14 protein-coding genes are annotated in these 14,213 nt (G+C 73.9%); 3 read left to right on the top strand and 11 right to left on the bottom strand.

Annotated elements, in window-relative coordinates:
* Window positions 1-68 precede the first annotated feature (68 nt).
* From hpnH to ACQEV1_RS23795, 8 genes are all read right to left on the bottom strand, one after another.
* Window positions 69-1,067 carry an adenosyl-hopene transferase HpnH gene (gene hpnH, locus ACQEV1_RS23830; protein WP_433396206.1) on the bottom strand — a complete coding sequence of 333 codons (999 nt, stop codon included), beginning with the start codon at window positions 1,065-1,067 and terminating at the stop codon, window positions 69-71.
* Window positions 1,068-1,072: 5 nt separating this feature from the next.
* Window positions 1,073-1,672, bottom strand: coding sequence for a hypothetical protein (locus ACQEV1_RS23825; protein ID WP_285619091.1), 600 nt, complete (start codon window positions 1,670-1,672; stop codon window positions 1,073-1,075).
* Window positions 1,672-3,543 (bottom strand): squalene--hopene cyclase, encoded by a 1,872-nt coding sequence (shc, locus tag ACQEV1_RS23820; protein WP_433396204.1) that lies wholly within the window; start codon window positions 3,541-3,543, stop codon window positions 1,672-1,674. The genes ACQEV1_RS23825 and shc overlap by 1 nt, the downstream gene beginning before the upstream one ends.
* A complete protein-coding gene (locus ACQEV1_RS23815; RefSeq protein WP_285619093.1) occupies window positions 3,544-4,545 on the bottom strand; it encodes a polyprenyl synthetase family protein in 1,002 nt (333 codons plus the stop codon). It lies immediately after the preceding gene.
* Window positions 4,546-4,553: 8 nt separating this feature from the next.
* The gene (gene hpnE, locus ACQEV1_RS23810) at window positions 4,554-5,879 is read right to left on the bottom strand and encodes a hydroxysqualene dehydroxylase HpnE (RefSeq protein WP_285581234.1); all 1,326 of its coding nucleotides are present in this window, start codon (window positions 5,877-5,879) and stop codon (window positions 4,554-4,556) included.
* 308 nt (window positions 5,880-6,187) lie between these two features.
* Complete coding sequence (gene hpnD / locus ACQEV1_RS23805; protein WP_433396201.1) at window positions 6,188-7,045, bottom strand: presqualene diphosphate synthase HpnD; 858 nt, start codon at window positions 7,043-7,045, stop codon at window positions 6,188-6,190.
* Entirely contained in the window at window positions 7,042-7,908 is an 867-nt protein-coding gene (gene hpnC, locus ACQEV1_RS23800) for a squalene synthase HpnC (RefSeq protein ID WP_433396199.1), read from the bottom strand. The genes hpnD and hpnC overlap by 4 nt, the downstream gene beginning before the upstream one ends.
* A 186-nt stretch (window positions 7,909-8,094) precedes the next feature.
* Window positions 8,095-8,805, bottom strand: coding sequence for a polysaccharide deacetylase family protein (locus ACQEV1_RS23795; RefSeq protein WP_285619096.1), 711 nt, complete (start codon window positions 8,803-8,805; stop codon window positions 8,095-8,097).
* Window positions 8,806-8,834: 29 nt separating this feature from the next.
* Here ACQEV1_RS23795 and ACQEV1_RS23790 point away from each other — a divergent pair, with 29 nt between their 5' ends.
* Window positions 8,835-9,896, top strand: a complete 1,062-nt coding sequence (locus ACQEV1_RS23790) for an MGDG synthase family glycosyltransferase (protein WP_433396197.1) — start codon at window positions 8,835-8,837, stop codon at window positions 9,894-9,896.
* Here the strand turns inward: ACQEV1_RS23790 and ACQEV1_RS23785 are convergent.
* Window positions 9,877-10,737, bottom strand: coding sequence for a DMT family transporter (locus ACQEV1_RS23785; protein WP_285581225.1), 861 nt, complete (start codon window positions 10,735-10,737; stop codon window positions 9,877-9,879). The genes ACQEV1_RS23790 and ACQEV1_RS23785 overlap by 20 nt on opposite strands.
* A complete protein-coding gene (locus tag ACQEV1_RS23780; protein WP_285619098.1) occupies window positions 10,734-11,603 on the bottom strand; it encodes a DMT family transporter in 870 nt (289 codons plus the stop codon). Before ACQEV1_RS23780 ends, ACQEV1_RS23785 begins: the two co-directional genes overlap by 4 nt.
* A 62-nt stretch (window positions 11,604-11,665) precedes the next feature.
* Between ACQEV1_RS23780 and ACQEV1_RS23775 the strand changes: the two genes are divergently transcribed.
* Window positions 11,666-12,397: an SDR family NAD(P)-dependent oxidoreductase gene (locus ACQEV1_RS23775; RefSeq protein WP_285581222.1), complete on the top strand. Its 732-nt coding sequence runs from the start codon at window positions 11,666-11,668 to the stop codon at window positions 12,395-12,397.
* A gap of 326 nt (window positions 12,398-12,723) precedes the next feature.
* On the opposite strand, the gene ACQEV1_RS23770 is transcribed toward ACQEV1_RS23775, so the two are convergent.
* On the bottom strand, window positions 12,724-13,761 hold the full coding sequence (locus ACQEV1_RS23770) for a fatty acid desaturase family protein (RefSeq protein ID WP_433396194.1): 1,038 nt from the start codon (window positions 13,759-13,761) through the stop codon (window positions 12,724-12,726).
* 243 nt (window positions 13,762-14,004) lie between these two features.
* Between ACQEV1_RS23770 and ACQEV1_RS23765 the strand changes: the two genes are divergently transcribed.
* The gene (locus ACQEV1_RS23765) at window positions 14,005-14,202 is read left to right on the top strand and encodes a DUF3072 domain-containing protein (protein WP_433396192.1); all 198 of its coding nucleotides are present in this window, start codon (window positions 14,005-14,007) and stop codon (window positions 14,200-14,202) included.
* The last annotated feature ends 11 nt before the right edge of the window (window positions 14,203-14,213 follow it).

The raw sequence follows: 14,213 nt of genomic DNA, 5'->3' as shown, positions 1-14,213 counted from the left end.
CCCCCGTGATGTCAATCAAACCTATCGACATAGTAGGGCCAATGCTTTTCGCCGCGATCACCTGGTGTTCAACTTTGACGCAGCGCGCGCAGCGACTCACGCAAGGAACCGAGCGTAGCGAAAACCGCGGTCGGCTCATACCCACAGTGAGCCATGCAGTTGGCGCACCGCGGGTCGTTGCCCCGGCCGTAACGGCTCCAGTCGGTGTCCTCGACCAGCTCCCGGTACGTTTGCGCGTACCCGTCCGCCATCAGGTAACACGGACGCTGCCAGCCGTACAGCGAGTAGGACGGGATCGCCCACGCCGTGCAGGGAAAGTCGACCTTGCCCTCGAGGAAGTCCAGGAACAGGGGCGTGTGGTTGAACCGCCACCGGCGGCGGTTCCCCCGGGCGAACACCTCCTGGAACAGCCGGCGCGTCTGTCGGACACCGAGGAAGTGGTCCTGGTCCGGCGCCTTCTCGTACGCGTAGCCCGGGGAGACCATGATCTCGTCCACCCGCAGGTCGTCGTTGAGGTAGTCGAGCACCTCGATCACCGACTCCGGGCTGTCAGTGTTGAAGAAGGTCGTGTTCGTGGTGACCCGGAAACCGCGCCGCTGGCACTCGCGGATCGCCTCGACCGCGTCGTCGAAGACGCCCTCCTTGCACACGGACGCGTCGTGGCGCTCGCGCAGACCGTCGATGTGCACCGTCCAGGCGAAGTACGGCGACGGCTCGAACTCATCGATCTTCTTCGGGATGAGCAGCGCGTTCGTGCAGAGGAAGACGTACTTCTTGCGGGCGACGAGCTCGCGGACCAGCTCGCCGATCTGCGGGTGCATGAGCGGTTCGCCGCCGGCGATGGAGACCATCGGCGCGCCGCACTCCTCGATCGCGGCCACGGCCTGCTCGACCGGCATGCGCCGGCGCAGCACGTCGGCGGGATGCTGGATCTTCCCGCAGCCGGCGCACTTGAGGTTGCAGGCGAACAGCGGCTCCAGCTCCACGAGCAACGGGTATCTGGCCCGCCGCCGGAGCTTCTGGCCGAGGATGTACCCGGCGACGCGGACCGCCTGGCGCAGCGGCATGGCCATCACCGGCCGCCCTTCTCCGAGGAGGCCGCCGACGCGAACTCCGCGGCCTTCGCCCAGTTGACCAGCGCCGGCCCGATGCGGCGCAACGTACGGCGGGCGGCGAGGCCGCCCGGGACGGCGGCCGGGCTGAGCAGCGGACGGCCCGGCGTGTCGACGATCGCCCGCACGACCGTCACCGGCCGGCCGTCCGCTGCGGCCACGAGCGGCCCCGCCTCCATGTCGACCGCCCGCGCCCCGGTACGAGCCAGCCTCCGCCGTTCGCGCTCGCGCACCAGGTGGCCGGTGGTGATCAGCGGCCCGGTCTGCGCGCGGACCCCCAGCCGCGCCAGCTCGTACGCGAGCGTCTCGGCGGCGGCGCACGGCAGCCGGCGGTCCTCGAACCAGACCTCGGTCGCCACGAGCACGTCACCCGGGCGCAGCGTCGCGTCCAGCGCACCGCCGAAGCCCGTGACCGCCATGGCGTCACAGCCGTGCAGGTATGGGGCGCGGCGGGTCCCGAGACCGGTGCGGATCACCAGGGCCTCCGGCGGCCGGACGGGCAGGCCGTGACGTACCGCGCGGGCCTCGATGGCCAGCGGCGCACAGACCAGGAGGCGCATCAGGACTCGACCGCCCGCAGGTAGCGGCCGAGCGCGCTGATCGGGAAGACCAGCCGGTACAGGTGGTAGTTGATGTAGAAGTCGCCGGGGAAACCGGTGCCGGTGAAGTACGGCTCGTCCCAGGTGCCGTCGTCGTTCTGGTGGTCGACGAGCCAGGCCACACCCCGTTCGAGGGCCGGGCTCCGCTCCCCCGCGGCGATCAGGGCGAGCAGCGCCCAGGCGGTCTGTGAGGCGGTGGAGGCACCGCGGCCGACCCACGCGGGGTCGTCGTAGGAGCGCAGGTCCTCGCCCCAGCCGCCGTCCTCGTTCTGGTGGGCCTCCAGCCACGCGACGGCACGCCGCACGCACGCCGCGCCCGGCCGGATGCCGGCCGCGACGAGGGCGGGAACCACCGATCCGGTGCCGTAGACGTGGTTCGCGCCCCAGCGGCCGTACCAGGATCCGTCCGGTTCCTGTGCCTTCAGCAGCCACGTGACCGCGCGGCGCGTGACCGCCTCCCCGCCGCGGCCCTCGGCCACCAGGGCCTCGACGACGTGGGCGGTCACGTCGGCCGACGGCGGGTCGATGACGGCGCCGAAGTCGCAGAACGGCAGCTTGGTGCAGAGCGTGCGGGTGTTGTCGGCGTCGAACGCGCCGAAGCCTCCGTCGCGGGTCGCCATGCCCGACATCCACCGCACGCCGCGCTCGATCGCCGGACGCGCGTCCGGGTGCGCGACGCGCCGCAGCGCGAGGATCACCTCGGCGGTGTCGTCGGTGTCGGGGTAGCCGTCGTTGTCGAACTCGAACGCCCAGCCGCCCGGTGGCAGCGACGGCCGGCGTACGGACCAGTCTCCGGGTCCGCGGACCTCCTCGCCGAGCAGCCACCCGGCGGCCTGGACGAGGGCCGGGTGATCGCCGGGCGTACCGGCGTCCAGCAGGGCGCTCATGGCCAGCGCGGTGTCCCAGACCGGTGACTGGCAGGCCTCCAGACGACGGCCCTGCTCGTCCTCGATGGCGAACCGGGCCAGCCCCCGCAGCCCGTCGCGCATCACCGGGTGGTCCACGTCATAGCCCGCCAGGTTCAGGGCGATCAGGGAGTACACCCACGGCGGCTGGATCCCGCCCCAGGAGCCGTCGGCCTCCTGGCGTGTCACGATCCACTCGACCGCGCGCCGGAGCGCGGCACGGCGCAGTCCCGGCAGCGGCCGCCGTTCGTAGCGGTGCAGGGCGCGGTCCAACGCGGTGAAGAACGTCTCCCACCCCGGCGCGGGGCGCCGGGCGGCGGGACGGCCGGTACGCAGTTCGGCCAGGTCGAACGGCAGCGGCCGCACCGGCCGGTGCGCGCTGACGACCGTGAGCGGCACGATGGTCTGCCGGGCCCAGCACGCCCAGTCGTAGACGTTGAGCGGGAACCACGGCGGCAGGAACATCAGCTCCGGCGGCAGGACGGGCAGGTCGTCCCAGGACCACTGGCCGAACATCGCCAGCCAGATCCGGGTGAACACCCGGCTCGCCTCGATCCCGCCCTCCCGGCGGACGAACTCACGCGCGGCCCGCATGTGCGGGCCGTCGGGCGCGTCGCCGGCCAGCCGCAGCGCGGCGTACGCCTCGACGGTGGTGGAAAGGTCGCCGGGGCCGCCGTGGAAGTTGGCCCATGTGCCGTCCTCGCGCTGCTGTGAGCGGATCCACCGGGCCGCCTCCGCGGTCTCGCGCGGTGTGCGGACGCCGAGGAACTCCCGCAGGAGCAGGTCCTCGGCGTCCATCGTGACGTTCGTCTGCAGTTCGCCCTTCCACCAGCCCCGCGGGGACCGCAGGTCGAGGAGGTGGCCGGTCGCCGCGTCGAGGGCGGCCCGCGTACGGGCGGCGGGGTGCGAGGTCTGGAGAGTGGTCATCTAGTGGTCCCGAGAGGTGATGAAGCGGGCGATGTCGGAGAACTCGGCGCGTACGTCGGCGGGCATCGGCGTGCCCCCGAGGATGCGTTCGGAGGCGTCGAGGTGGTGCTGGGCCTGTTTCTCGGCCCATGCGCGGCCGCCGGCCTGGTCGATGAGCTGCGCGGCCTCGTGCAGGTCCGCCTCGGACAGCGGCCCGGAACAGGCGAGGAGTTCGGCCAGCCGGCGGCCGGCGACGGTGTCGCTGGTCAGCGCGGCCACGGCCGGAAGGGTCTTCTTGCGGGCCCGCAGGTCCGACAGGGCGGGCTTGCCGGTGGTCCGCGGGTCGCCCCAGATGCCGAGCAGGTCATCGGACAGCTGGAAGGCCATGCCGAGCTCGGCTCCGTACGCCGCCAGCGCCGTCACCAGCGGCTGGGGCGCCTCGACGGACAGGGCGCCGATCGCGCAGGCGCAGGACAGCAGCGCCCCGGTCTTGTCGGCCGCCATCTGGCGGCACTCCTCCACCCCGACGTCCTGCCGGTGCTCGAAGTCCAGGTCCGCGGCCTGACCGGCGATGAGCCGCTGCGTGGCGGCGCTCAGGCAGCGGGCCGCGCCGACGGCGCCGCGGGTGCCCTGTCCGAGCAGGAGGTCCATGGCCAGGACGAGCAGGGCGTCACCGGCGAGGATCGCGGCCGACCGGCCGAAGACGACCCAGGCCGTCGGCCGGTGCCGCCGCGTGCGGTCGTCGTCCATGATGTCGTCGTGGAGCAGGGAGAAGGCGTGCACCAGCTCCACGGCGGCCGCGGCCGTCGCGCCGCGCCGCGCGTCCGCCCCGGCGGCCCGCGCGGACAGCACGGCCAGGGTGAGCCGCAGGCTCTTGCCGCCCGTGCGCACCGGGCGGCCCTCCGCGTCGTTCCAGCCGAGGTGGTAGCCGGCCACCCGCGCGGTGAGCCGGTCGAGCCGGTCGACGGCCTCGCGCAGCACCGGCTCGGCCACCTGCCGCGCGGTCTGCACGGAATCCGACATGTCGCCCGTCATGACGGGCCGTTCCGGTCAAGGTGCCGCCGGACGAGGGCGGCGGCGGTCAGGCCGCTGCGCACGGCACCCTCCATCGTGTCGGGCCAGCCGGTGTCGGTCCACGCGCCGGCGAGGTAGAGCCCCGGCCACCGGGTGGCGGGGGGCGGGCGGAGCGCGCCGCTTCCCGGCCCCTGCCGGAAGGTGGCGTGGCGCTCGCGGGTGACGAAGAAGTCGGTGACGCGCGCGGCGCGGGCGGCCGGGAAGACCCGTTCGAGCGCCGGCAGGAAGGCCGCGCGGACCTCCGCCGCGGGCCGGTCGATCCAGTCGCGTGCCGCCGACACCGAGACGGTGAGGTACTGGCCGCGGTCCGGGCCGCCGGCGGCGGTCCGGTCGAAGACCCACTGCACCGGCGAGTCGACGACGGCGGCGAACGGCAGATCGGTGACCCGCCGGTCGTAGACCACGTGGACGTTGACGATCGGACTGGCGCCCAGGCCGCTCCACCGGTCGCGGTCCGGCGCCGCCTCGCGCGGGACGAGTTCGGCGGCCTGCCGGTGCGGCGTGGCGACCACCACGGCCGAGGCCTCCTCCCGTACGCCGTCCAGCAGCACCGTCGGGCCCGGCTCGATGGCCTTGACCTTCGCGGACAGGCGCACCTCGCCGCCGCGGGCCTCGATGGCGGCGCGGGCCGGCACGCCGTGCAGCTCGCCCAGCGGGACGGCGGGCACGCCGATGTCGGCGGCGTCCGCGCGCCCGAACAGGGCCGTCCGGAACACCATCGCCGCCGGACCCACGGCCGCCTGGTCCATGCCGATGTTGAGCGCGGCGACCGCGAACAGCTCCCACAGCAGGCGCCGCGCGGGCCCGTCCTGCCCGTGGGCGGCCAGCCAGGTGTCCAGGTCGATCGCGTCGAGCGCGGGGTCGGCCGGGTCGGCCCGGCCGAGCGCCACGGCGGCCCGTACGGCACGCAGCCGGGCGGCCGGCGGCAGCATCGGGTAGCGGGCCAGAGCCGGCAGCAGGTGGAACGGGCCGGGGAGCCGTCCGCGCCGCAGCCGGGCGGAGCGCCCGTGCGGGCCGAGCACCGGCACCTCGAACCGATCCTGGATCCGCACGTACCCGGCCGAGCCGATCCGCTCCAGCAGGGTCCGGTACGCGGTGCAGCAGCGCAGGAAGACGTGCTGGCCGTTGTCGACGGTGAGCCCGTCCCGCTCGAACGAGTACGTCGCGCCGCCCAGCCGCGGGCGCGCCTCGTACAGCGTCACGGGCCGGCCCGTCTCGGCCACGGCGAGGGCGGCGGCGATGCCCGCCAGCCCGCCGCCGACGACGGCGACGCGCCCCGTCATGAAACCCCCTTCGTCGGCAAGAGTGACCGGGCGGTCATGAGTCTTCCTCCGTCGGAGGGAGCGACCACAGGCCCGCGCCTTCGATTCCCTCGCTTCGCTCGGTCACGGGCCCTCCTCCGTCGGAGGACGTGACCACAGGGCCGCGCCTTCGATTCCCTCGCTTCGCTCGGTCACGGGCCCTCCTCCGTCGGAGGACGTGACCACAGGGCCGCGCCTTTCGACTCCCTCGCTCCGCTCGGTCACGGGCCCTCCTCCGTCGGAGGACGTGACCACAGGGCCGCGCCTTTTGACTCCCTCGCTTCGCTCGGTCATAGTTGCGCCCCGGTGAGCGAGCGGGCGGCGACCATGGTCTTGTCCCAGCGCGACAGCGACAGGCGGGTGCTGAGCGCCCCGGCGGGGTCGGTGGCGATGCGCGCCAGCAGGCGCCGGTAGATCCCGGCCATCGCCGCCGTACAGGCGGCGCTGCGGCGATCGAGCATCGGCACCAGCCGGTCTCCGTGCTCGTACCAGGTGCGCGCGCGTTCGGCCTGGAAGCGGATGAGCGCGGCGAGCCGGTCCGGCGGGTCGGTGAACTCGCCGGCCGCGTCCATGTCGAGCGTGCACCCGAACCGCTCCAGGTCCTCCGCGGGCAGGTAGATCCGGCCCGCGAGCCGGTCTTCACGGATGTCGCGCAGGATGTTGGTGATCTGCAGCGCTACGCCGAGCGCGTCCGCCAGCGGCTCGGCCGTGTCGGGGTCGGAGGTGCCGAAGACGCCGAGCGACAGCCGCCCGACGGACCCGGCGACGCACCGGCAGTAGGCCAGCAGGCTGCCGAACCGCTCGTACGACACGCCCTCGACGTCCGCCGCGCAGCCGTCGATCAGCTCGTCGAAGACGCGCACCGGGATCGGGAACCGCCGCGCGGCGTCGCGCAGGGCGACCAGCACGGGGTCGCCCGGGTCCGGCTCGGCCCGGTGCAGCGCGGTGCGGGCCTCGGACAGACGCGTCAGCCGCTGGGCGGCGGGCCCGCTGCCGTCCCCGATGTCGTCGATGCGGCGGGCGAAGGCGTACACCGCGCTGAGCGCGCGGCGCTTGGCGGGCGGCAGCAGGCGGATGCCGTAGGCGAAGTTGCGCGCCCGTTCACGGACGACCTGCTCGCAGTGCCGGTAGGCCTCGGCCGTGCTCACCGTGCCGCCTCTCGTCCCAGTGCCGTGCGGCCCACGGCCGCCACCGGCCATTCGGCCAGCAGCCTGCGGGTGGCGGGGCGTACGGCCCGGCCCACCACGTCGTGGTCGGCCCGTTCGAGCGCCGCGACGGCGGCGCGCCCGCCGGCGACGTACCCCGCCACCGCGAACCGCGCGAACCCGGTCAGCGAGGCCGCGAGCGGTCCGCCGGAGTCCAGCAGGGCCTTCGCCCGGCCGGTCTGCAGCGCCAGGACCCGGCGCAGCGGCACGGACGTCGGCGCCCGGACCAGGTCCTCCTCGGTGGCGCCGAAGCGGCGCAGGTCCTCGGCCGGCAGGTAGACCCGGCCCCGCGCGTGATCCTCGGCGACGTCCTGGCAGTGCTCGATGATCTGCAGCGCCGTGCAGACGTGGTCCGACAGGGCGAACCGCGACGGGTCGGCCCGGCCGAAGACGTGCAGGACAATGTGCCCGACCGGGTTGGCGGACAGCTCGCAGTAGCCGAGCAGCTCGTCGTAGGTGGTGTACCGCGACACCGACTGGTCCCGGCGGTTGGCCTCCACGAGCCGGCGGAACGGTTCCGGCGGGATCGCGCAGGCCTCGACCGTGCCGGCGAGCGCGCGGACGAAGGGCAGACGCGGCGCCGACCCCGCGTAGAGGCGCGTGAGGTCGGCGTCGATCGCGTCGAGGTACGAAAGCCGCCACGCGGGTGCGGACTCATCCCCGGCGTCGTCCACCGAACGAGCGAACAAATAAACGTTCATAAGGTGGCCGCGATAACGGCGTGGCAGCAGGCGTGAGGCGACGGGAAAGTTCTCGTGCCGGGCCTTGCGCACGACATCTCGCCTGGTGGGCACGCTGGACAGCATGAAGGAATGATCTCCGGCATGCCGTCGAATAAACTCAGACGCAGACCAGCACCCTGCACATTACCCAATTTAGACAACGCATTATCGGATGCGAATGGCACGCTTATGGTAAATGCGAAACCAAGTCCGGGCCAACGATTCGCGCGCCGGTCTCGCGGTGGCGTCCGGCGACCGCCCGGCGGCCGGTCAGACCACTTCGTGGTCCCGCAGCGCCCCCACGCGAAGACCGGCCGCGCGGCAGCGGCCCACGAGCTCCGGCAGGGCGCCGAGCGCCGACCGCCACGCTCCGGGAGCGGCGGTGTGGTCGGAGTCGTGCAGCAGGACGGTGGCCCCGCCTCGCAGGTCCGGCTCCAGCGTCGCCAGCACCGACCGGGGGGAGGCGTCGGCCGTCCAGTCCCGGCCCCACGCGCTCCACAGCACCGGCCGCAGGCCGCACCGGCCGGCCTGTGCGAGGGCCTCGGCGCTGAGCACGCCGTAGGGCGGGCGGTACCACGACGGGCGTGCCCCGGTGACCTCGGTGACCAGCGCGGCGGTCGCGCGGATCTCGGCCGCGGTCCGGCCGGGCCGGGTGGTGAGGGCGTACCGGTGCCGCCAGCCGTGGACGGCGACCTCATGGCCCTCCGCGACGAGGCGGCGGCCGAGGCCGGGATGGCGTTCGAGCAGTTCGCCCAGCACGAAGAAGGTCGCCGAGCAGCCGAGCCGTCGCAGCTCGTCCAGGAAACACGGCGTCGAGCGCGGATCGGGCCCGTCGTCGAAGGTCAGGGCGACGTGGTCGGCGGCGCCGGTCCCGGCCAGCCCGGGAAAGGCGCGGCGGACGGCCGGCAGCCAGGTCGCGGCCGGCGCGACGTGGACCGCGGCGACCGCGGCCGCCGCGATCGCGATCGGCGCGTGCCCCACGGTCTCCAGTCTGCGGAAAGGGCCCGCCGGTGTCGACCCGACCCGTGCTGATCCTGAGTGCGGGGATGGGCGCGGGGCACGACCGGGTCGCGGGCGAGCTCGCGCGCCGCCTGACCACGATGGGGATCGACGCCGAGGTGACCGACGTCCTCGACCTGCTGCCGCTGCGGTCAGGACACGGGATGCGCCGCGGGTACGGCTGGACCGTGCGTCACGCGCCGTGGCTGTACGCCGGGATCTACCGGGTCTTCTTCGCCTCGCCGCGCGCACCCGCGATCTCGCCGCTCACCGCCCTGGTCGCGGCGCGGCTGGAGGACCTGGTCCGCCGGCGGGCGCCGTCCGCGCTGATCTCGACGTTCCACGTGGCCGCGCAGGCCGCCGGGCACCTGCGCGCGCACGGCCGGCTCCCGGTGCCGAGCCTGGTGATGGTGACCGACTTCGCGGTCCACGGGCTCTGGCTGCATCCGGGCAACGACGGCCACCTGTGCCTGACGCCCGCCGCCGTCCGCGAGGTACGGGCGGCGACCGGACGCCCGGCGTGGTGTCACGCGCCCGTCGTACGGCCGGAGTTCCGGCGCCTCCGCGCCGCGCCGGCGCTCGCGCCCGGTGGCCGGCCGCGCGTGCTCGTCACCGCCGGGTCGTGGGGCGTGGGCCGGGTCGAGGAGACGACGCGGGTGCTGTCGGACTCGGGCCGCTATCTGCCGGTCGTCCTGTGCGGGGCGAACCGGCGGCTGCGCCGGAGCCTGGACCGTACCGGCGGCTGTGTCGCGCTCGGCTGGCGTGAGGACGTGCCCGAGCTGATGGCCGCCTCGTACGCGGTCATCGACAACGCGTCCGGGCTGACCTGCGAGGAGGCGGTCGCCGCCGGGGTCCCGGTGATCTGCTACCGGCCGATCCCCGGGCACGGTCTGGCGGGCGCGCGGGCGATGGCGCGCGCCGGGGTGGGCGTCCACGCGCGGGACGGCGCGGAGCTGCTCGCCTCGCTGGACCGGCTGCGGTCGCCCCTCGAACGCGGCCGGCGGCTCAAGCGGGCGGGCGCCCTGTTCGAGCGGCGGCCGGTGGAGGACCTGCTCAGGTGCCTGCTGCCATGACCTTCTGCCGGCGGAGCGGCGGCGACTGGGACAGCAGCGTGCTGCCGTACACGATCAGCCCGACGGCGAACAGCTCCAGCACCGACCAGGCGCCCAGTCGGATGGTCTCGCCGAACAGGCCCACGCCGTACCCGATGCTCGCGACCGGGTCGGCGACGGTCAGCGCCGGTTGCACGGCGACGAGCGGCCCGCTCTGGAAGGCGTTCTGCAGCAGGAAGAGGCTGACCAGCCCGGCCAGGACCATGGCGTACACCGTCCAGGTCGTGAACAGAGTGGACGGCCGTTCCACCTCGCGCACGGCCTGCTTCATCAGCGCGGCGGTGAAGGAGAAGCCCAGGCCGGCCGCGACCCCGAGGATCGCGGCGCGGCCCGCGCCGGTCGCCAGCCGCGCCACCGTCAGCAGAAGGGCGACCAGCCCGAGCGTGACGAGGGTGGCGACCGCCCACAGCATCCGGCTGGGGACCTGGTGGCCCTCCGACGGCATGGCCCCCAGCAGGAGCATCACCAGCCCCCCGGTGAGCACGCCGACGGCCAGCCACGACCGCCGGTCCAGCCGGACGCGGAACACGCAGCCGATGAACATCATCGTGATCGGAAGCTCCACCACGAGGATCGGCTGGACCAGGGCGAGCCCGCCGAACAGGAGAGCGCCGGCCTGGAACGCGAACCCGCCGATGAGCGCGGCGATGCCGCCGAGCCACGCGGGCCGGTGGATGAGGTAGGCGATGAGGCCGAGCCGGAACGCCTGGCCCGCCGGGGCCGTACGCGCCGCACGCCGCTGGAGCACGGACGCGAGTGCGTTGCTCGCGGCGGCCAGCACGGCCAGCGCGACCGCGATCATCGCTGCCTCTCCGTCTCGACCGTCTCCCGCTTGCCCAGGTACGGCGACCGGCCGAGGACGACGATGCCGCCGACCATCATCAGCAGACCGGCGACCATCGCGGCAAGGGCCTCCGGGGTGGTCCGGACGCGCTCGTAGAAGATCAAGATGCCCAGGATGATGCCGATCAGCGGTTCGGCCGCGGTCGCGGCGGGCAGCGAGATCCGCAGCGGGGCGGCGTCGAAGGCGCTCTGGGCGAGCAGCAGCCCGGCGACCGCGACGAGGATCATCCCGTAGGGCAGCCAGCTCCGCACCAGTCCGCCCACGCCGTGCCCGAGCACGAGCAGGGAGCCGCGGGTCAGCACGTCCTGGATGCCCCACAGCATTCCGGCGGACGCGGCGAGCAGCATGGCCTTCGTACGCAGCGACCGTGGCCGCGCCGTCAGCACGAGCAACACCACGAGGACGACGACGACTGCGGCGACGAGCCAGCGCGTCGACTCCGGGCCCGGGGGCTGCCCGGCATGGGGGCGGCCGAAGGCGAGGAACAGCCCGGACCCGGCCGTCACGAGGAGACCGCCCTGCCAGACCCTGCGGTTCAACGGCTCGCGGTACAGAACGTGGGCGAAGACCAGCGCGAACAGCAGGTTGGTGGCCAGGATCGGCTCGACCGAGGACACGTCGGACTCGTCCAGGGCGGTCGCGCCCAGCACCTGGCCGCAGACCATCGCCGCGATGCCCAGCAGCCACAGGCGGTTGCGCGCCAGATGGCTGAGCAGCTTCAGGTGCAGCATCTCGCCGAGCGGCTCCCGGTAGGCGGCGTGCTGCTGGGCGACGAAGCCGATTCCGATGAGGACGGCCGCCGCCAGCGCGAAAAAGATCTTCATTGGGCCGGGCCGCCGGTCAGCCGGTCCGTGAGCATCGCCGCACGGGTGGGCAGGATCGGCTCATGAGGCTCGACGACCGCCTGGTACTGATCACGGGCGCCTCCTCCGGCATCGGCGCGGCGACCGCACGGGCGATGGCGGACGCCCAGGCGCGGCTGCTGCTGACCGGGCGGAACCGCGCGGCCCTGGACGCGGTGGCGGCCGAGACCGGCGGGCGGGCGATCGCCGCCGACCTGCCGGCCGGCGCCACGGCGCTCGCGTCCGAGGCGGGGCCGGTCGACGTGCTCGTGGCCAACGCCGGGGCGGGCTGGGCCGGAGCGTTCGCCACCATGCCGGAACGGACCATCGACGACCTGCTGGCCGTCGACCTCGCCGCACCGATGCGGCTGACGCGGCTCCTGCTGCCGGGAATGGTCGCCCGGGGCCGCGGCCACCTCGTGTTCGTGGCCTCCATCGCGGGCGTCGTCGGTGTGCCGGGCGAGGCGGTGTACTCCGCCGCGAAGGCCGGCCTGATCGCCTTCGCCGAGGCGCTGCGCGCCGAGACGGCCGTCGGCGTGTCCGTGGTGCTTCCCGGCGTCGTGGACACGCCCTTCTTCGACCGGCGCGGCGCGCCGTACGAGCGGTCCCGGCCCGTCCCGGTGCCGGCCGCGCGGGTGGCACGGGCCATCGTCGGCGCGGTCGAGCGCGAGCGGGCCGAGGTGTACGTGCCGGGCTGGCTGGAGGCGCCCGCCCGGCTCAGGGGCGCGGCGCCCGGCGTCTTCCGGCGGCTCGCCGCCCTCCTCGGTGGCGTCTGACGGGTCCCGTCCGCGGATCCGGGCAGCGGACGCGCCTCAGTGTGAGATCGGGCCGGCGGGCGGCTCATCTGGTCTCCCGTTCCCCCGCTCCCTCGTGTGGGCCGCGCCGTCGGCGCGCGGAGCGGGGACCACGCCGGCGGCCGAACCGGAGGCCGCCGACGATGTCGATCAGGAGGATCAGCGCCCCGATGGCGAGGAGTTGGGAGAGCCCCCTGACCGTGACGCCGACGGTCCCCAGGACGATCGCCGGGAATCAGAGGACACCCATCGCGAACGCTCCCTCGTTGGGCGGACTCGCAAGCCATCCCACATGGTATCCCCCCTGGTCAGGCCGCCTTTGCGCCACCACCGACGGCGTGCAGGTGGCGGAGCGCCGTGACGTAGGACTCGATGGGCCCCTCCTCGGTGTACGGGAGGCCGACGAGGCGGCAGTGCTCGCGGACGAGCGGCTGCGCGCGCCTCAGGTGAGGGCGCGGCATGCTCGGGAACAGGTGGTGCTCGATCTGGTAGTTCAGGCCGCCGAGGAACCAGTCGGTCACCGCGCCCCCGCGGACGTTCCGCGAGGTGAGGACCTGCTTGCGCAGGTGGTCCCAGCGCTCCCCCGGTCCCGGCATCGGCATGCCCTTGTGGTTCGGGGCGAACGCGCAGCCGAGGTGGAGGCCGAGCAGCGCCTGGTGCGCGAGGACGAACGCGATCGCCGCGCCCGGCGACAGCACGGTGAACAGCAGCCCGAGGTAACCACCGAAGTGCGCGCACAGCAGCAGCGCCTCGACCCACGCCTGCCCGCGCCGGTCGCCGCGACGGCAGCGGCCCACGATGTACCGGACGCTGCTCACCTTGAGGTTGATGCCCTCCAGAAGCAGCAGGGGAACGAACAGCCGGCCCTGGTTGCGGGTGAACCAGCGGGTGAACGCGCCTCGGCGGCCGGCCGCCTGGTCCGTGGACCAGACGAGGACGCCCGGGCTGACGTCCGGGTCCTTGTCCTGGTGGTTGGGGTTGGCGTGGTGCCGGTTGTGCTTGTCGGTCCACCAGCCGTAGCTCAGCCCGAGCCCCAGGTTCCCGACGAGGAGGCCCAGCAGCCGGTTGGCCCGCCGCGTGGCCGCGATCTGCCCGTGCCCGGCGTCGTGCCCGATGAAGTACAGGCGTGTCGTGAACAAGGCCGCCGGCAGCACCAGCACGGCCTGCCACCACGAGACGCCGGTCAGCGCGACCGCGACCCAGACCGCGCCATAGGCGAGCAGGTCCAGCCCGATCAGCCACGCGTAGCGGCCTCGGCGGCGGTCCAGCAGCCCGTGGGCGCGGATCTGCTGGACCAGTGGCGCGAACCCGCTCCGGGCCACGGTGACGTCGGATGTCAGGGTCATCGATATCTCCTCGGTACGGCGCCGGGGCGCACCCGCCCCTCCGGGGTTCGGAGGCCGTGATCGGTTGACTGAAACCGTAGGAACGGCGGGCTCGGCGTCCCAGCCGGTCAGCACCCGTACCGGGGTGCGTGTACCACCGCTCCCATGGTGGTGCTGGCCCCACCCTCCTTCGAGGCGCCGAGAGGTTAGGGCCGCCGCGCAGGGGGGTAGGGGTTCGAACCTCAGTTCGAAGGAGTGATGACGATGAGCCACGGACCCGTGGAGAAGGATCCCGGCGACTGGGCCACCGGCGACGAGCCGATGACCGGTCCACAGGAGTCGTACCTGCGAACTCTCGCCCGCGAGGCGGGAGAGGAGGTGCCCGGAGGGCTGTCCAAGGCCGAGGCGTCGGAGCTGATCGACCGCCTCCAGGACCGCAGCGAACGTTTGCGCCAGGCCTGAGCGACCGCCGA

The sequence above is a fragment of the Actinoallomurus sp. CA-142502 genome (assembly GCF_050936355.1).
Lineage (GTDB): Bacteria > Actinomycetota > Actinomycetes > Streptosporangiales > Streptosporangiaceae > Actinoallomurus > Actinoallomurus iriomotensis.
This window is presented reverse-complemented; position numbering and strand designations above follow the sequence as displayed.